Below are 18,772 nucleotides of genomic sequence, written 5' to 3' on the forward strand. Positions count from 1 at the left end.
CACCCCTCTCCCGCAAGCGGGAGAGGGAGTGCACCTCCGTTGTGGCAATCAAACGTGATCTCATTGCGCTCGAGATATCTACAATTGCAGCGTCGGCGCCACTTCGCGTGCGACATTGACCAATGCCGCGATCAGCGGCGTCATCGGATCGCGCTGCGGGATCACCATGCCGATGCTGTAATTGACGTCGGGATCGACGATCGGGATCGAGCGCACCGTGTCGGACAGGCCGAGCGTCTCGGCGAGCTTGGCCGGCATCACGCTCGCCCAGCGTCCCGTCTTGACGTGCGTGAACAGCACCAGCAGCGAGTTCGACGTCAGCGTCGGTGTCGCCTCGGCACCGACCGAGCGCAGCGCGCGGTCGATGATGCGGCGGTTCTGCATGTCGGGCGTGAGCAGGCATAGCGGCACCTGCCCGACCTCGGTCCAAGTCACCGTCTCGCGGTCACCGAACATCGCATCGGGCGCGGTCAACAGGCGATAGCTCTCGTTGTAGAGCGGAATGGTCCGCACCTTGCCGATCGGCTCATTCTCGATATAGGTCAGCCCCGCATCGACCTCGAGATTTTCGAGCAGTCCCAGCACCTCGGATGACGTGGTGGACTGGATGCGGAAGCGCACCTCGGGATGCTTGGCGCGGAACGGCGTCGTCAGCGCGGCGACCATGCCGAGCACGGTCGGGATAGCCGCGATGCGGATCTCGCCGGAGAGCTGATGTTTCAGCCCGTTGATCTCGTCGCGCATCGCGCGGGCATCGCCCACGATCCGCCGCGCCCAGTCCAACGCCCGCTCGCCTTCCGGCGTAAAGCCCTGGAAGCGCGACCCGCGCTGGACCAGCATCACGCCGAGGATCTCCTCGAGCTGCTTGAGCCCGGTCGACATCGTCGGTTGCGTCACGCCGCAGACCTCCGCCGCGCGTCCGAAATGCCGCTCCTTCGCCAGCGCCAGCAATAGTTCAAGCTTGTCGATCAACCGGTCGTCCCCTCGAGTTCTGTCGTGGCATGCAAGCTAGCACGCTCGCCCCCTCCCAACACGCAAAAACCGCCGGGCGGAACGGCTTTGATTGCAACCTCAAATCGATCGATAGCATCCGTCAATCGATCGGAATTCGCAATCGCAGCACGGGACAGCTTTATTGATCTTCGAATGATTCCAAATAGTTTGGGAGGAAGAAACGCTCTGGTTGAGAATGAAGAATGACAGCGGTTTATGATTGGGACGAGACGCGCGGCGCCGAGATCATCGCCGAACACGCTCAGCAGGAAGGCGCGACGCTCGTCATCCTGCATGCTCTTCAAGAGGCGTTCGGCTACGTGCCGGAGGCCGCCATCCCCATGGTGGCGCAGGCGCTGAACCTGTCACGCGCCGAAGTGCACGGCGTGTTCACGTTCTATCATGATTTCCGGCACAAGCCGGCCGGTCGCCATGTGCTGAAGCTCTGCCGCGCTGAAGCCTGCCAGGCCGCCGGCGGCGATGCGCTGGCGGCGCGCGCCGAGGCGAAGCTCGGCGTGGCGCTCGGCAACACCACGGCCGACGATCGCGTCACGCTGGAGCCGATCTACTGTCTCGGCCTGTGCGCGACCGCCCCGTCTGCGATGCTCGACGGCCGCCTCATTGGCCGGCTCGACCAGAAGCGCCTTGATGCGCTGGTTGCGGAGGCACAGCGATGAGCATGCGTCTCTACGTTTCACGTGATGCCGGTGCGGTTGCTGTCGGCGCTGACGAAGTCGCGCTGGCGCTGGAGCAGGCTGCAGCCAAGCGTGGCATTGCAATCGAGATTATCAGGACCGGCTCGCGCGGCCTGTACTGGCTGGAGCCGCTGGTCGAGGTCGCGACACCGCAGGGCCGCATCGCCTTCGGCCCGGTCAGCGAGACCGACGTGCCCTCCCTGCTCGATGCGCTGGCCAGCAACACGCCGCATCTGCTGCGGCTGGGGGCGACCGACGAGATCCCCTGGCTGAAGCGCCAGACCCGCCTTACCTTCGCCCGCTGCGGCGTGATCGATCCGCGCTCGCTCGACGACTACCGCGCCCATGGCGGCTACAAGGGCCTGGAGCACGCGCTGTCGCTCGGCACGGATGCTATCCTGAATGAAGTGACTGCGTCCGGCCTGCGCGGCCGCGGCGGCGCGGGCTTTCCGACCGGCATCAAATGGAAGACGGTGGCGCAGGCCAAGGCCGACCGCAAATTCATCGTCGGCAACGCCGACGAAGGCGACAGCGGCACCTTCGCCGACCGCATGATCATGGAAGGCGATCCGTTCCTGGTGATCGAGGGCATGACGATCGCCGGCATCACCGTCGGCGCGACCAAGGGCTACATCTACATCCGCAGCGAATATCCGCACGCGGTCGAGGCGATGAATGCCGCCATCGCGGCGGCGAAGCGCGGCGGCTATCTCGGCGCGAACATCGGCGGCTCGAAGCAAGCCTTCGATCTCGAGGTGCGTGTCGGCGCTGGCGCTTACGTTTGCGGCGAGGAGACCTCGCTGCTGGAAAGCCTCGAAGGCCGCCGCGGCATCGTGCGCGCCAAGCCGCCGCTGCCGGCGCATCACGGCCTGTTCGGCAAACCGACCGTCATCAACAACGTGCTGTCGTTCGCCGCCATCCCCTTCATCCTCGCCGAAGGCGCCAAGGCCTATGCGGATTTCGGCATGGGCCGCTCCCGCGGCACGATGCCGATCCAGCTCGCCGGCAACATCCGCTACGGCGGGCTGTTCGAGACCGCCTTCGGCGTGACGCTCGGCGAGCTCGTCGACGATATCGGCGGCGGCACGTTCACCGGACGGCCGGTGCGCGCGGTCCAGGTCGGCGGCCCGCTCGGCGCCTATTTTCCCCGCGCCCTATTCGACACGCCGTTCGACTACGAGGCCTTCGCCGCGCGCGACGGCCTGATCGGCCATGGCGGCATCGTCGTGTTCGACGACAGCATCGACATGCGCAGGCAGGCGCGCTTCGCCATGGAGTTCTGCGCCGTCGAATCCTGCGGCAAGTGCACGCCGTGCCGGATCGGCTCGACCCGGGGCGTCGAGACCATCGAGAAGATCATCAACGGCGAGCGCGTGAGCGAGAACCTCGCCCTCGTCGAAGACCTCTGCAACACCATGAAATTCGGCTCGCTCTGCGCGCTCGGCGGCTTCACGCCCTACCCCGTGCTCAGCGCATTGAAGCACTTCCGGGAGGACTTCGTCCCGGCGCCGACCACGCTTCAGGCCGCGGAATAGGAGAACGACAATGTCTCTGATCGAAGAAATCGACTTCGGCACGCCGCGCTCGAAATCGGAAACGATGGTGACGCTGACCATCGACGGCAACCAAGTCACGGTGCCCGAGGGCACTTCGATCATGCGCGCCGCGATGGACGCGGGCCACCAGATTCCCAAACTCTGCGCCACCGACATGGTCGACGCGTTTGGCTCCTGCCGTCTCTGCCTGGTCGAGATCGAGGGGCGCGCCGGCACGCCGGCCTCCTGCACCACCCCCGTGATGAACGGCCTCGTCGTGCACACCCAGACCGAGCGGCTGAAGCAGCTGCGCAAGGGCGTGATGGAGCTCTACATCTCCGACCATCCGCTCGACTGCCTCACCTGCGGCGCCAACGGCGATTGCGAATTGCAGGACATGGCCGGCGCGGTGGGCCTGCGCGACGTGCGCTACGGCTATGAGGGCGAGAACCACGTCTTCGCGAAGACGGATGGCTGCACCAACGACCACTGGATGCCGAAGGACGAGTCCAATCCCTACTTCACCTACGATCCCTCCAAGTGCATCGTCTGCTCGCGCTGCGTCCGCGCCTGCGAGGAGGTGCAAGGCACCTTCGCGCTGACGATCTCGGGGCGCGGCTTCGACAGCCGCGTCTCGCCGGGCATGAGCGAGAGCTTCCTCGGTTCCGAATGCGTCTCCTGCGGCGCCTGCGTGCAGGCCTGCCCGACCGCGACGCTGACCGAGAAGTCGGTGATCGAGATCGGCCAGCCCGAGCACTCCGTCGTCACCACCTGCGCCTATTGCGGCGTCGGCTGCGCCTTCAAGGCCGAGATGCGCGGCGAGGAAGTGGTGCGCATGGTGCCTTACAAGGACGGCAAGGCCAATCGCGGCCATTCCTGCGTCAAGGGCCGCTTCGCCTGGGGCTACACCAACCACAAGGAGCGCATCCTTAAACCGATGATCCGCGAACGGATCGAGGATCCCTGGCGCGAAGTGTCGTGGGACGAGGCGTTCTCGTTCGCCGCCACGAAGATGCGCGGCATCCAGAAGAAATACGGCCGCGACGCCATCGGCGGCATCACCTCGTCGCGCTGCACCAACGAGGAAACCTACCTGGTGCAGAAGCTGATCCGCGCCGGCTTCGGCAACAACAATGTCGACACCTGCGCCCGCGTCTGTCACTCCCCGACCGGCTACGGCCTCGCCACCACCTTCGGCACCTCCGCCGGCACGCAAGATTTCGACTCCGTGGAAGACACCGATGTCGTGCTCATCATCGGCGCCAACCCCGCCTCGGCGCACCCGGTGTTCGCCTCGCGGCTGAAGAAGCGGCTGCGCCAGGGCGCCAAGCTGATCGTGATCGATCCGCGCCGCACCGAGATGGTGGAGTCGCCGCATGTGAAGGCGCTGCACCTGCCCTTGATGCCCGGCACCAACGTCGCCGTCATGACCGCGCTGGCGCATGTCATCGTTACCGAAGGCCTCGTCAACGAAGCCTTCGTGCGCGAGCGCTGCGACTGGAGCGAGTTCGAGGAATGGGCCGCCTTCGTCGCGCAGCCCAAGAACAGCCCGGAAGCCACCGCGATCCTCACCGGTGTCGATCCCAAGACGCTGCGCGAGGCGGCCCGCATCTACGCCACCGGCGGCAACGGCGCGATCTATTACGGCCTCGGCGTCACCGAGCACAGCCAGGGCTCGACCACCGTGATCGCGATCGCCAACCTCGCGATGGCAACAGGCAATATCGGCCGCCCCGGCGTCGGCGTGAACCCGCTGCGCGGCCAGAACAACGTGCAGGGCTCCTGCGACATGGGCTCGTTCCCGCACGAGCTGCCCGGCTACCGCCACATCTCGGGCGATGCCGTGCGCGACCAGTTCGAGGCGCTGTGGAACGTCAAGCTCAACCCGGAGCCGGGCCTGCGCATCCCCAACATGTTCGATGCCGCGGTCGAAGGCACGTTCATGGGAATCTACGTGCAGGGCGAGGACATCCTGCAGTCCGATCCCAACACCTCGCACGTGGTGGCGGCGCTGTCGGCGATGGAATGCGTCATCGTCCACGATCTTTTCCTCAACGAGACCGCGAACTACGCCCACGTCTTCCTGCCCGGCTCGAGCTTCCTCGAGAAGGACGGCACCTTCACCAACGCCGAACGCCGCATCCAGCGCGTGCGCAAGGTGATAACGCCGAAGAACGGCATTGCCGATTGGGAGGTCACTATCGGCCTCGCCAAGGCCATGGGCTTCGAGATGAACTACAGCCATCCCTCCGAGATCATGGACGAGATCGCGGCGCTGACCCCGACCTTCGCCGGCGTCTCCTATGCCAAGCTCGACGAGCTCGGCTCAGTGCAGTGGCCGTGCAACGAGAAGGCGCCGGAGGGCACGCCGGTGATGCATATTGATGGCTTCGTCCGCGGCAAGGGCAAGTTCGTCGTCACCGAATATGTCGCGACCGACGAGCGCACCGGCCCGCGCTATCCGCTACTGCTCACCACGGGCCGTATCCTCAGCCAGTACAATGTCGGCGCCCAGACCCGGCGCACCGACAACGTGGTCTGGCATGCCGAGGACCGGCTGGAGATCCATCCGCACGATGCCGAGCAGCGCGGCGTGCGTGACGGCGACTGGGTACGCCTAAAAAGCCGCGCCGGCGAGACCACGTTGCGCGCGGAGATCACCGACCGCGTCGCGCCCGGTGTCGTCTACACCACGTTCCACCACCCGGACACGCAGGCCAACGTCATCACCACCGACTATTCGGACTGGGCCACCAACTGCCCTGAATACAAGGTCACGGCGGTGCAGGTCTCGCCCTCGAACGGCCCGTCGGACTGGCAGAAGGCTTATGACGCGCAGGCGCGGCAGTCCCGCCGCATCGTGCCGGCCGAGGCTGCGGAGTAACCGCATGCACGTTCCGGTTCAGGCCATCGACCGCGAGATCTGGCGCGACGGTGCGGCCTCAGAGGGCGCGCGGCTGATCCCGGAGGAGACGCCGCTGGCGCTGACCTACAACGGCGGCACCTACGCCGTCATGATGGGGACACCGCAGAATCTGGAAGATTTTGCCGTCGGCTTCAGCGTGAGCGAAGGCATCGTCGGATCGGTCGACGACATCCGGTCGCTCGAAGTGGTCCGCCTCGACGACGGCATCGAGCTGCGCATGTGGCTGGCATCGGAAGACGCCGCGCGCATCAGCGAGCGTCGGCGCCACATCGCAGGTCCAACAGGCTGCGGCATCTGCGGCATCGAGTCCATTGCCGAGGCGGTACGGCCGGCGGCCGTGGTGCCGCAGGGGCAGAGCTTTGTGCCGGATGAAATCATGGCGGCGATGCAGGCCATCGCGCCGTTGCAATCGATCAATCTGCAAACCCGTGCCGTTCACGCCGCCGCGTTCTGGTCCCCCGCCGGGGGCATCATCGCGCTGCGCGAGGATGTCGGCCGCCACAACGCGCTGGACAAGCTCGCCGGGGCGCTAGCGCGCAGCCGCACGGATGCGCGCGGCGGCATGGTGCTGCTGACGAGCCGCGTCTCGGTGGAGATGGTGCAGAAGACGGCCGCGATCGGCGCCCCCGTGATGGTCGCCGTGTCCGCGCCGACCGCGCTCGCGGTACGCACGGCGGAAGCCGCCGGCATCACACTGATTGCCATTGCCCGCCAGGACGGGTTCGAAGTGTTTTCGCATGGTGACCGGGTCGTCGCCCGCCATGCCACGGAGGTTGCCGATGTCGCCTGACCGCCTGATCTACATGGCCAACCAGATCGGCAAGTTCTTCCAGAGCCAGGGCCATGACAAGGCCGTGCCTGGCATTGCCGAACACATCAAGAAGTTCTGGGATCCCCGCATGAAGCGCGCGATCTTCGTCCATCTCGATGCGGGTGGAGTGGGGCTCGAGCCAAACGTGCGCGAGGCCCTCACCTCGCTGAAGCAAACTACAACCCTTCCAGCAGCGCCCTGAACACGCGCCGCACCTCGCTCTGCGTTTCCTTCACACGCGCCTCCAGCGACGAGAAGTCCGGCGCATCGCCAGCGCGCGCCATCACCCGCAGGAGGTCGGTGCCGGCGGTTTCCGGCTTGAAGCGCTCGCTGACGCAAAGCCGCAAGATCTGCGTCAGGTCGTGATAGAGCCGCGCTGCGGCACGCAATATCTCGGTCTCCGATTGCGCGAGCACGCCAAGCCTGCATGCATTTTCCAGCACCTGCAGGGTGCTGACGTCGAGGATCTCCGGCTTGTCGTGGGCATGCACGAGCTGGAGGTATTGTGCAATGAAATCGATATCGACCATGCCGCCAGCAGCATGTTTGAGATCCCAGCAATCGGCCTCGCCCTTCTCCTGAGCGATCGCGCGCCGCATGTCGGCAACATCGTGGGTGGTGATTGCGGGATCGCGGCGGCGGGTCAGAACATCGCGGATGACGCGCTCGATCCGTTCGCGGAATTCAGGCGACGCCGAGACCACGCGGGCGCGCGTCAGCGCCATGTGCTCCCAGGTCCAGGCCTCGTTGGCCTGGTAGTCCGCGAACGAAGTGAGGCTCGAGGCCACGGGACCGGCGCGTCCCGACGGACGCAGCCGCATGTCGATCTCGTAGAGCACGCCGTAATTGGTGCGGGTCGTGAAGGCGCTGATCAGGCGCTGAGTGAAGCGGGCAAAGTAATGCGCACCCTGCAGCGATTTCGCACCGTCGGAATCCGGATTGTCGCTGTCGAAATCGTAGAGCAGGATCAGATCGAGATCGGACGAGGCGGTCATCTCGCGGCTGCCGAGCCGACCCATCGCGATGATCGCGGTCTGCTGATCCCTGATGCGGCCGTGCTGGGCGGCAAAGCGATCGGCGACGAGGCCATGCACGGTGTGGACGATGCCTTCGGCGACGTCGGCAAAAGCGGTGCTCGCCTGCTGCGCCGAGACCGTGCCGGACAGGATGCGCGTGCCGATCAGGAACAGGCTCTCCTGCCCGAACAGGCGCAGGCGATCGAGAAACTCCTCGTATGAGCCCGCGTCCTGCACGGTCGTCGCGAGCCGTCCCGACAATTCCTGCCTGTCGGGCATGGCGCCGAAGAAGCGCGGATCGATCAGACCGTCCATGAGCTGCGGCTGCCGCGCCAGCATCTCGCCGAGCCGGGGCGCCGCGCCCAGCACCAGCGCCACCAGCGCGACGAGCTCACGGTTCTGGCCGAGCAGCGTGATCAGCCGGCCGCCGCGCTGGAGCGCCCCCAGGAACTGATCGAACGCCACCACCGCGCGATCCGGTTCCTCGGCATGGGCAAGACCGTCGATCAGGGCCGGCACGAACTCGATGAAGGCGCTGCGCGTCGCCTCATTGCGAAACACGCGATAATCGCCGGTGATCCAGTCGCGCACCGTCTGCGCGACGGCAGCCGGCTTCTTGAAGCCGAGCGTCACCAGGTGCTGAAGCAGGCGCGGATCGTCGGGACCGGCACTGTAGTCGAGCGTCGGCAGCAGTTTGTCTGTCCCGGTCGGATCGTCGCCCTCGAACAGTTTTTCGTAGTGTCCCTGAACGATTTCGAGCTGCCGCAACAGGTCGCGTGCAAAGGCCTCCCGATCCGGATAGCCGAAGAACCAGGCGAAGCGCTCGACGGCTTCCTTGTCCTCGGGCAGCGTATGGGTCTGCTCGTCGGCGATCATCTGCAGACGGTGCTCGACCCGGCGCAGGAATTCGTAGGCCGTGGTGAGCTCGTCGCGCGCCGCAAAGGTGATCCAGTTGCTGGAGGCGAGCACGTCGAGCGCTTTGAGCGTCGGCCGCACGCGCAATTCCGGATGGCGGCCGCCCGCGATCAATTGCTGGGTCTGGGCGAAAAACTCGATCTCGCGGATGCCGCCGCGCCCGACCTTGACGTTGTGTCCCTCGACGGCGACCTCGCTCTGGCCGCGATAGGTCTGCATCTGCCGCTTCATGTCGTGCACGTCGGCGAGCGCCGCGAAGTCGAGATGCTTGCGCCAGACGAAGGGCGCGATCTCCGCCAGAAGCGCTTCACCCGCGTTGGCATCGCCGGCGCAGGCGCGCGCCTTGATCATCGCAGCCCGCTCCCAGGTGCGCCCTTCCCGCTCGTAATAGTTCAGCGCGGCGTCGCGGGAGATCGCCACCTGGGTCGACGACGGATCGGGTCGCAAGCGCAGATCGACACGGAAGACATAGCCGTCATAGGTGCGCTGCTGGAGGATGCGCGCCATCCCCTGCGTCACGCGGACGAAGAACGGCTGCGGCTCGATATCTGGCGCGAGCGTCGTCGCATCGGGATCGAAGAACACGATGAGATCAATGTCGCTGGAATAGTTCAGCTCGCCCGCGCCCATCTTGCCCATCGCGAGTACGATCAGCCCGCAGCCTTGTTCGGGCGCCTCGGGATCGGCCGGTGAGAGCTTGCCGCGTGCGGCTTCCTGTCGCAGCAGGTACTGGAGCGCCGCCTGGACCGAGAACACCGCGACATCAGTCAGCGCCGCCGTCACCCGCATCACCGGCCAGACGCCGCCGATATCGCATAGCGCGGTCAGCAGCGCTGCCTCCGCCTTCATGCGGCGAAGCAGGCGCATCACCTTGGGCTCATCCGGCGCCGCGAGCACCGCGCCCCTTGCCTCCGCCATCAGCGCCGCCAGATGCACATCCGGATCGCATTCGAGCAACCGGATCAGGCGCAGGGGATCGGCGCGCACCAGATCGAACAGATAGGGCGAGAATTCCGCGATGCCGGTCAAAATATCCCGGGCGAAGGGTTGAACCAGCAGGGATTCGAGACGGGCCGATTGCGCCGGCTCGAGCTCGGCCAGCCAATTCCCAAAACGTCTTTCGTCGGTTGTGGAAGCGGCAACATAGGGAGCCTCCACGAAGCGTGCCGCGAGGCTCTCACCATGCTTGTCCGCGTTTCCCGGCGCGGAGTGGTTCATGCCACCTTCTGTGGCACATCCTGTATTGGCGGAGCAACCCTGTCGCCGGCGCCCGCGCGCGCCGGCAGCACCAGCGTGGCGACGAGACCGGGATGGGCATCGCCCAAGCGCAATTCGCCGCCGTGCAGTGTCGCAACCGCCGAGGCGAGGCTGAGGCCGAGGCCGGAGCCCGGCAGCGTGCGGCTGGCCTCCAGCCGCACGAATCGCTCGACGACGTGCTTGCGATCCGCTTCGGGGATCCCCGGACCACGGTCGGTGACGCTGAGCAGCACCTGGTCGCCATCGCGCCTCGCCTCGATCGTGATTTGCCTGGCATCCATGCTGACCACGGTTCCTGCAACCTGAGCCGCCGGCTTGCCGTATTTGATCGCGTTCTCGACGAGATTGGCGAGCGCCTGGCTGATCAGTTCGCGGTTGGCGTGAACCGGCGTCGGCTCGGCCTTGACCTTCAGGGTCATGCCGTCATCTTCGGCAAGCGGCTCATAGAGCTCATGGATGCCACCCGCGACCTCGGCGGCGTCGAAATCGTCCATGTTGCCGCGCGCCTGCCCGGACTCGGCACGCGCGATCATCAAGAGCGCGTTGAAGGTGCGGATCAGCCCGTCGGACTCCTCGATGGTGCGCTCCAGCGCGGCGCGGTAATCCGCCTCGCAGCCCGATTTCGCCAGGGCTTCCTCAGCGCGGTTGCGCAAGCGCGTCAGCGGCGTCTTGAGGTCGTGTGCGATATTGTCGGAGACTTCCTTCAGTCCCGCCATCAGCGCCTCGATCCGCTCCAGCATGGCGTTGAGGTTTTCGGCGAGGCGGTCGAGCTCGTCGCCGCTGCGCCCTACCGGCAGGCGCTCACTGAGATCGCCGATCATGATGCGATGCGCCGTACCGCTCATCGCGTCGATGCGCGTCAAGACACGTCGCGCCACGAAGATGCCGCCGCCGAGGCCGAGCACCACGACGATCAGGATCGACCATTGTGCGGCCTTGGCGACGATGCCGAACAGGCGACGCCTCTCGTCGAGGTCGCGGCCGATCAGGAGACGGAAGCCGTTCTCCAATTCGGTGACGCGAACGAGCGCGCGATGGTCGCGCTCATCGGCATCCTCGATCCGCCGATAGGCGGTCTCCGACCAGCCGCGCGTCGCCATCACGCCGGGCGCGAGCGAGCCGACATTGCCGGCGATCGCCTGCCCGGTCGGCGTCGTCACGAGGTAGAGGTTGGCGCCCGGGCGCAGCGCCCGATATTCGATCGTCCGCACCAGGCGAAACATGCCGCCACGGCCGTAGATCTCGTTGATCTCCGAGGTCTCGGCATTCACCGTCTGCGTGATCTCCTCGGTGATCAGTCGCCGCGTATTCCAGGCGAAATAGCCGAGCAGCGAGGCCGCGAACATCGCGAACAGCAGCAGATAGACCAGCGTCAGCCGGAACGCCGTGGTGCGGACGAGTTTACCGAATGCCGTCACGGATCATGTACCCCGCGCCCCGGATCGTGTGCAGCAGCGGGCGCTCGAAACCCTTGTCGATCTTGGAGCGGAGCCGCGAAATGTGCACGTCGATCACGTTGGTCTGCGGATCGAAATGATAGTCCCAGACGTTCTCGAGCAGCATGGTGCGCGTCACCACCTGGCCGGCGTGCTTCATGAGGTATTCGAGCAGGCGGAATTCGCGCGGCTGGAGCGTCAGCTCGTCCTTGCCACGGGCGACGCGGTGGGACAGCCGATCAAGTTCGAGATCGCCGACGCGGTAGAGCGTGTCCTCGGCCGGGCCGCCGCGGCGGCGCGACAGCACCTCGACGCGGGCCAGCAGTTCGGCGAAGGAATAGGGCTTTGGCAGATAATCGTCGCCGCCGGCGCGCAGGCCCTTGATGCGGTCGTCGACCTGCCCCAGCGCGGAGAGAATCAGCACCGGCGTGGTGGTGCCCTTCTCGCGCAGCCCACCGATCAGCGACAGGCCGTCGCGCTTGGGCAGCATGCGGTCGACCACCAGCACGTCGTAATCGCCGTTCTCGGCCATGGCGAGGCCTTCGTCGCCGTCGGCGGCGTGATCGGCAATGTGTCCGACTTCGCGAAACGCCTTCACGAGATAGTCGGCGGATTCGCGGTCGTCTTCGATGATGAGGAGGCGCATCGTGCGTTCGGCGGCGGTCAAGGGAGTGAACCTTCTCTAAACATGGCGCGAGCGGCAATCGCATGCAAGCCGAGCGGAACGATCTCGGATCGGGAAAAAGGCGGGCGGTGAAGCTGGGGGGACTTCACCGCCCTAGGCCTTCCGACGGAGGGGGGCGTAATTCCACCGGAAGGTAGATGAGGGAAGCAAACGTTGCGCTGCTCCCCCGAAGGGCGCCGGCGGCGGGGGCGACTGATGCCGGCGACACCCTTCATCTCGTAGACCTCCTGAGGCTTCAGCCCTTGTTAGCCCTTGGCGATGGGCACGGCGACGAAGCGCGACTGGCCGCCGCTCTTCACGCGCATCAGGACGCTGTTCTTGTTGTCGGTCCGCGCCGTGTTGATGGCGTCGCGGACTTCGCCGGCGGTGCTCACGCTCTTGCCGCCAACTTCGAGAATCACGTCGCCTTCCTTGAAGCCGCGTTCGGCCGCGGCGCTCTTCGGATCGACTTCGGTTACCACGACGCCTTCCTTGCCGGCACCGGCCACGGAATTGGCGGGCGCAACCGTCATGCCGAGCTTGGGAACGTCGGTGCCGCGGCTCGCACCCTTGCCCTTGTCATTGTCGTTGTCGGCCTTGGCCTCGATCGTGTTCGGCAGCTGGCCGAGGGTGAGGTTCACCACCTTGTCCTGGCCCTTGTGCAGCACGTTGAGCTTCACGGTCGCGCCGGGTGCCATGCCGCCGATGGTGCGGGCGAGCTCGCGGGCGTCCTTGACGGATTCGCCGTTGACCGAGGTGATCACGTCGCCGGACTCGATACCGGCCTTCGCCGCCGGACCGTTCGCCTGCGGCTCCGCCACCAGCGCGCCTTCGGCCTTCTTCATGCCGAGGCTGTCGGCGATGTCAGACGTCACCGGCTGGATCTGCACGCCGATCCAACCGCGGCTGACCGAGCCCTTGTCCTTGAGCTGGGCCACCACGCTCTTGACGGTGTTGGCGGGAATCGAGAACGCGATGCCGACGCTGCCGCCCGAGGGCGAGTAGATCGCGGTGTTGACGCCCATCACCTCGCCGTTGGTGTCGAAAGCCGGACCGCCCGAATTGCCCTTGTTCACGGGCGCATCGATCTGGATGAAATCATCATAGGGACCGTTGCCGATGTCGCGGCCGCTGGCCGAGACGATGCCCGCAGTCACGGTGCCGCCGAGACCGAAGGGGTTGCCGACCGCGAGTACCCAGTCCCCGATCCGCGGCTTGCTATCCGCAAGCTTGGCGAACGGGAAGTTCGAGCTGCCCTCGACCTTGATCAGGGCGAGGTCGGTACGCTGGTCGGTGCCGATCACCTTGGCAGTGTAGGTCTTGCCGTCGTCGGTGGTGACCTCGACCTTGTCGGCGCCGTCGACCACGTGGTTGTTGGTCACGGCATAGCCGTCGGGCGAGATGAAGAAGCCGGAGCCCTGGCCCTGCACGACGCGGCCACGGCCGCCCTTGAGGCCCGGGAAACCATCGGGACCGCCGAAGCGGCGGAAGAAGCGCTCCATCGGCGAGCCCGGCTGGAACGGCGAGGAGGAATCATCGCCGTCATCGTTGCTCGCGGTCTTCTCCTTGATGTTGACCTTCACCGAGATCACCGACGGCTTCACGCGCTCGACGATGTCGGCGAAGCCGATTGGACGCTCGACCTTCCGAACCTCTTGGTTGACCTGCGCATGCGCCGGGCTGGAGAACAGGTCTGCCGGCGAGGTCGACGGGCTGAAGCCATAGACGGCCGCGCCGAGACCGGCGACGACCGAGGCCATCAGCGCGATCTTGCGCGCGGAGAACACCGACCGGCGCGGCTGCCGGTAGGACGGAAGATTCGAGAGGTCGGGACGGTCGGTCATGCAGAGATCTCCAGGGCCTTGAAATTCATTTGGCGCCGGATAGCGGCACCTTACGGTTCTGAAGATGGGGGCTCCCGCCTTACCGTGCGCTGGCGGCGGGGTTAAACTTTCGTAATGAAGCAGCGGCGCGGATGCGGCAGTTTAGCGCAGCCCGAAAATCGTGGTTCTACAGGAACTTAATCGAGTTCCCGCGATGAGCGTGGAACCCTGCTCGGACGATTTTAGCTTGCCCTGACACTGACGATGAACTCGTCGACCTCGCGTTTCAAGGTCTCGGCCTGCCGCGACAGATCGACCGCAGAATCACGCGCCTCGGCGGCCATGCGCCCGGTCTCGGCCGAGGTCGAGGTGATCTGGACGATGTGGTTGGAGACGTCGAGCGTGCCGTGCGCGGCATCCTGGGCGCTGCGCGTGATCTCCTGCGTGGCATTGCGCTGCTGGGCGGTGTCGATCTCGATGCCGGACATGATCGACGAGATCTCCGACAGCGTCTTGGAGATGCCGTCGATCGCGCCGCGCGTCTGTGCGGTGATGCCCTGGATGCTGGCGACATGCGAGGTGATCTCCTCCGTCGCCTTGCTGGTCTGGTGCGCCAAACTCTTCACCTCGGACGCGACCACCGCAAATCCCTTGCCGGCCTCCCCCGCCCGCGCCGCCTCGATGGTGGCATTGAGCGCCAGCAAATTGGTCTGCGAGGCGATTGCCTGCACGAGCTGCACGACCTCGCCGATCTTGTCGGCCGCATCGGACAGCGTGTGGATGGTGTCGCGGCTCTTCTCGGCCTGGGACGCTGCGCCCTCGGCGCGCTGGGTCGCGTCGGTGACGCGGCGGCTGATCGTGCCGATCGAATTGGTCATCTCCTCGGCCGAGCCCGCAACGGTCTGGACGCTGGCGCTGGCCTGGCTCGCGGCGCTTGCCACCGCATTGGCCTTGGTGCTGGTGTCGTTGGCGGTCCGCGACAGCGTCTCGGCGTTGCTCTTCAGGTGCACGGCAGAGGACGCCACGCTGTCGACGACGCTGGCGACGAGATCGTTGAAGCGCTTGATCCGTGCGTCCAAAAATGTCGACCGCTCGGCCTGGTGCTGCGCCTCATGCAACTGCCGCTCGGTGAGGCGGCGCCGCTCGAGGCCATTGGTCTTGAAGACCTCCAGCGCACCGGCGAGCAGGCCGATCTCGTTGGTGCAGCCGAGTCCCGGAACCGGCGTCTCGAATTTCTGATCGGCGACCTCGCGCATGGCATGCACGATCGCTGCCAAGGGATTGAGGATGCCGTTGCGCACCGCAAACCAGGTGGTGAGGCAGATCGCGACGGCGACGACCGCGATCACGCCGCAGGCGACCAGGAAATAGGAGAACGCGGTCTGCGCCTGCTGGTAGATCTGCATCGCATGGTCGCGCGCCGGACCGCTCAGCGCGGCGAAGTCCGACGATAGGCTGGTGATCTCGTTGTTGAGGTAGAGCACCGCGACGAATCCGGTGCCGCCGCCGATGCCAAGCAAGAACAATAATGCAGCGACGACGGCGCCGACCAGGAAGCGGATCGTCAGATTGCTATTCGCGAACATTGGGGGACTCAGAGTTTGGAATCGAATCTCGCGACAAGTTTCCAGACAAAGGTCAACATAGCATGAAACACGGAGAGACCGGCGGCCTGCGCATCATGGCGCAGCCAGGACGCTAGGACGATTTGGCATCATCCGACATCAACGCGGCGAGCCGCGCCTCCTCGTCGGGCGAGAGCGGCGGTGCCGGTAGATCTGCACCGCTTCGCGCGCGGCGTCGAATTTGCAGCCAGAGCGCCAGGCCGCCGCCAACCAGCAGAAGCGGCGCGAGCAGCCATAGCAGCATGGTCTGCCGCTCGAAGCGCGGCTTCAGCAGCACGAACTCGCCATAGCGCGCGACCAGGAAGTCGAGCACCTGCGAATTGCTGTCTCCGGCGGCGATGCGCTCACGCACCAGCAGTCGCAAATCGCGCGCGAGCGGCGCGTCGGAATCATCGATCGACTGGTTCTGGCAGACCATGCAGCGCAGCTCGCGCGACAAGTCGCGCGCGCGCGCCTCCTTGGCGGGATCCGACATGATCTCGTCAGGCTGCACCGCGTGCGCCGCCGGCCAGGCCAGCAACATCAGCGCGACGATCACGAACCACATCCGGCGCATCGGATCACTCCGCCGGCTGGAGGCGCTGCTTGGCCCGCGCCGGCTTCGGCGCACCGACCCGCAAGCGGCGGTCGGACAGCGACAGCACGCCGCCGAATGCCATCAGCACCGGCCCCCACCAGATCAGCAGCACCAGCGGCTTGTGATAGATGCGCACCGCGATGGCGCCCTCGGCAGTGGCGTCACCGAGCGAGATGTAGAGCTGGCTCGCGCCGCGGGTCAGCAGCGCCGCCTCGGTGGTCGACGAGCCGCGGGTGGTGAAGCTGCGCTTGGACGGCGTCATGATGCTGAGCGTCTCGCCGTCGCGGCTGACGTTGAACTCGGCGATCATCTCGCGGTAGTTCGGGCCCTGGCGCTGAAACAGCCCGTCGAGCTTCACGTCATAGCCGGCGACGTGAGCGACCTCGTTCTGCTTCATCGTCGCGATATATTCACTGTTCCAGGTGGTCTCGCAGACGATCCCGATCAGCGCGACACCGAGGCCGGCATGCGCGAGCGCGGTGCCCCAGGCCGAGCGTGGCAGGCCGCGCGCCCGGTGCAGCACCGTTGCGAATGGCAGGCGAACCAGGCCCGTGCGCTCGACGATGTCGGTGACCGCGCCGGCGACGACGAAGACACCAAGCCCGATCGCGAGCGGCGCCAGCGCGCTGCCGCCCCGCGCCCAGGCCCAGGTGATGGCGATGACGACGAGGCTGGCAACGCCCGCCACGAGCAGGCGCTGCGTCACGCCGAGCAGATCACCACGCTTCCACGCCAGCATCGGGCCGAACGGCACGGCGAGCAGCAACAGGGCAAACAGCGGAGCGAAGGTGAGATTGTAGAAGGGCGCGCCGACCGACATCTTGAAGTCGGCGAGCATCTCCATCGCCAGCGGATAGAGCGTGCCGAACAGCACGACTGCGCAGGCGACCGTGAGCAGGAGGTTGTTCAGCACCAAGGCGCCCTCGCGCGAGATCGGCGCGAACAGGCCGCCCTGCTTCAACGAAGTGGCGCGGCCTGCGAACAGCGACAGGCTGCCGCCGATGAACAGGCAGAGGATCAGCAGGATGAACACGCCGCGGGTCGGATCGGTGGCGAAGGCGTGCACCGAGGTGATGACGCCCGAGCGCACCAGGAAGGTGCCGAGCAGCGACAGCGAGAAGGTCAGGATCGACAGCAGGACGGTCCAGACCTTCAGCGCGTTGCGCTTCTCCATCACCAGCGCCGAATGCAGCAGCGCGGTGCCGGCGAGCCACGGCATCAGCGAGGCGTTCTCGACCGGATCCCAGAACCACCAGCCGCCCCAGCCGAGCTCGTAATAGGCCCAGTACGAGCCCATGGCGATGCCGAGCGTCAGGAAGATCCAGGCGACCAGCGTCCACGGCCGCACCCAACGCGCCCAGGCCGCGTCGATCCGCCCCTCCATCAGCGCCGCGATGGCGAAGGAGAACGAGATCGAGAAGCCGACATAGCCGAGATAGAGCATCGGCGGATGCACGGCGAGACCGATGTCCTGGAGCACCGGATTGAGATCGCGCCCCTCGATCGGCGGATTGGCGATGCGCAGGAACGGGTTCGAAGTCACCAGGATGAAGAGATAGAAGGCGCTGGCGATCCAGGCCTGCACGGCCAGCACATGCGCACGCAGCGACAGCGGCAGATTGTTGCCGAAAGCCGCGACCAGCCCACCGAACAGCGCGAGAATCGACACCCACAGCAGCATCGAGCCTTCATGGTTTCCCCACACACCGGTGATCTTGTAGAGCAGCGGCTTCATCGAATGGGAATTCTCGTAGACGTTGGCGACGGAGAAATCCGAGTTCACGTGCAGCATCACCAGCGCCGTGAACGAGGCGCCGACGAACAGCAGCTGCGCCAGCGCGGTGGAGCGCGCTACGTTCATCAATGCAACGTCGCGCAGGCGGGCGCCGATCAACGGCACGACGGACTGGATCAATGCAAGCCCGAGCGCCAGCACCAGCGCGTAGTGTCCGGATTCTGCGATCACCGCACCGCTCCCTGCGGATTACCCTGCGCGGTCGTGGCCGCAGGTTTGCTGCCGCCCGAAGCCTTGCCGTCGTAATCGTCCTTCCAGTGCCCCTGCTTCTTCAGGGCATCGGCGACGTCCTTGGGCATGTAGGTTTCGTCGTGCTTGGCAAGCACGGTGTCGGCCTTGAATACGCCGTTGGCATCGAGCGCGCCTTCGGCGACGACGCCCTGCCCTTCACGGAACAGGTCGGGCAGGATGCCCTTGTAGGCGACCGGCAGCTTGGCGTTGCCGTCGGCGACCTCGAAGGTCACCGCGAGATTGTCGCCGCGCTGGAGCGAGCCGGGCTGCACCAGCCCGCCGAGGCGAAACCGCTTGCCGGGCCCGACGTGCTTCTCGGCGACCATGGTCGGGGTCGAGAAGAACACGATGGAGTCGCGCAACGCGTTGAGCACCAGCGCGGCCGCGAGGGCGAGCACGGCGAGCGAGCCGCCGATGATGGTCATACGTCGCTGCTTGCGCGTCATGGCGTATCCGTTCTCCGCTCGTCTCGT

At 66.0% G+C, this 18,772-nt stretch carries 14 protein-coding genes; 5 read left to right on the forward strand and 9 right to left on the reverse strand.

Annotated elements, in window-relative coordinates:
• Positions 1-78 precede the first annotated feature (78 nt).
• Complete coding sequence (locus ACR9YP_RS32125; protein ID WP_128934918.1) at positions 79-972, reverse strand: LysR family transcriptional regulator; 894 nt, start codon at positions 970-972, stop codon at positions 79-81.
• Between the two features lie 224 nt (positions 973-1,196).
• Between ACR9YP_RS32125 and ACR9YP_RS32130 the strand changes: the two genes are divergently transcribed.
• Genes ACR9YP_RS32130 through ACR9YP_RS32150 form a run of 5 tightly spaced genes read left to right on the forward strand, consistent with a single transcriptional unit; the run spans position 1,197 to position 7,162 of the window.
• The gene (locus tag ACR9YP_RS32130) at positions 1,197-1,670 is read left to right on the forward strand and encodes a formate dehydrogenase subunit gamma (RefSeq protein WP_128934919.1); all 474 of its coding nucleotides are present in this window, start codon (positions 1,197-1,199) and stop codon (positions 1,668-1,670) included.
• Positions 1,667-3,223, forward strand: a complete 1,557-nt coding sequence (locus ACR9YP_RS32135; RefSeq protein ID WP_438109722.1) for a formate dehydrogenase beta subunit — start codon at positions 1,667-1,669, stop codon at positions 3,221-3,223. The genes ACR9YP_RS32130 and ACR9YP_RS32135 overlap by 4 nt, the downstream gene beginning before the upstream one ends.
• A 10-nt stretch (positions 3,224-3,233) precedes the next feature.
• Positions 3,234-6,107 carry a formate dehydrogenase subunit alpha gene (fdhF, locus tag ACR9YP_RS32140; RefSeq protein ID WP_438109724.1) on the forward strand — a complete coding sequence of 958 codons (2,874 nt, stop codon included), beginning with the start codon at positions 3,234-3,236 and terminating at the stop codon, positions 6,105-6,107.
• Between the two features lie 4 nt (positions 6,108-6,111).
• The gene (fdhD, locus tag ACR9YP_RS32145) at positions 6,112-6,939 is read left to right on the forward strand and encodes a formate dehydrogenase accessory sulfurtransferase FdhD (RefSeq protein ID WP_438109726.1); all 828 of its coding nucleotides are present in this window, start codon (positions 6,112-6,114) and stop codon (positions 6,937-6,939) included.
• Complete coding sequence (locus ACR9YP_RS32150) at positions 6,929-7,162, forward strand: formate dehydrogenase subunit delta (protein WP_164934545.1); 234 nt, start codon at positions 6,929-6,931, stop codon at positions 7,160-7,162. The genes fdhD and ACR9YP_RS32150 overlap by 11 nt, the downstream gene beginning before the upstream one ends.
• On the opposite strand, the gene ACR9YP_RS32155 is transcribed toward ACR9YP_RS32150, so the two are convergent.
• The 8 genes from ACR9YP_RS32155 to ccmE form a co-directional block, all read right to left on the reverse strand.
• A complete protein-coding gene (locus ACR9YP_RS32155; RefSeq protein ID WP_438109728.1) occupies positions 7,137-10,109 on the reverse strand; it encodes a bifunctional [glutamine synthetase] adenylyltransferase/[glutamine synthetase]-adenylyl-L-tyrosine phosphorylase in 2,973 nt (990 codons plus the stop codon). The genes ACR9YP_RS32150 and ACR9YP_RS32155 overlap by 26 nt on opposite strands.
• Positions 10,106-11,566, reverse strand: coding sequence for a sensor histidine kinase (locus ACR9YP_RS32160; protein ID WP_474217843.1), 1,461 nt, complete (start codon positions 11,564-11,566; stop codon positions 10,106-10,108). The genes ACR9YP_RS32155 and ACR9YP_RS32160 overlap by 4 nt, the downstream gene beginning before the upstream one ends.
• Entirely contained in the window at positions 11,550-12,230 is a 681-nt protein-coding gene (locus ACR9YP_RS32165; protein WP_438110845.1) for a response regulator transcription factor, read from the reverse strand. The genes ACR9YP_RS32160 and ACR9YP_RS32165 overlap by 17 nt, the downstream gene beginning before the upstream one ends.
• 284 nt (positions 12,231-12,514) lie before the next feature.
• The gene (locus tag ACR9YP_RS32170) at positions 12,515-14,092 is read right to left on the reverse strand and encodes a Do family serine endopeptidase (RefSeq protein ID WP_438109729.1); all 1,578 of its coding nucleotides are present in this window, start codon (positions 14,090-14,092) and stop codon (positions 12,515-12,517) included.
• A 221-nt stretch (positions 14,093-14,313) separates the two neighbouring features.
• Complete coding sequence (locus ACR9YP_RS32175; RefSeq protein WP_438109731.1) at positions 14,314-15,657, reverse strand: methyl-accepting chemotaxis protein; 1,344 nt, start codon at positions 15,655-15,657, stop codon at positions 14,314-14,316.
• Positions 15,658-15,769: 112 nt separating this feature from the next.
• Positions 15,770-16,252 (reverse strand): cytochrome c-type biogenesis protein, encoded by a 483-nt coding sequence (locus ACR9YP_RS32180; protein WP_091890976.1) that lies wholly within the window; start codon positions 16,250-16,252, stop codon positions 15,770-15,772.
• Positions 16,253-16,256: 4 nt separating this feature from the next.
• Entirely contained in the window at positions 16,257-18,239 is a 1,983-nt protein-coding gene (locus ACR9YP_RS32185; RefSeq protein WP_438109733.1) for a heme lyase CcmF/NrfE family subunit, read from the reverse strand.
• Positions 18,236-18,745, reverse strand: a complete 510-nt coding sequence (ccmE, locus tag ACR9YP_RS32190; RefSeq protein ID WP_438109735.1) for a cytochrome c maturation protein CcmE — start codon at positions 18,743-18,745, stop codon at positions 18,236-18,238. The genes ACR9YP_RS32185 and ccmE overlap by 4 nt, the downstream gene beginning before the upstream one ends.
• Between the last annotated feature and the right edge of the window lie 27 nt (positions 18,746-18,772).

The organism is Bradyrhizobium sp. BR14999, from assembly GCF_056106085.1.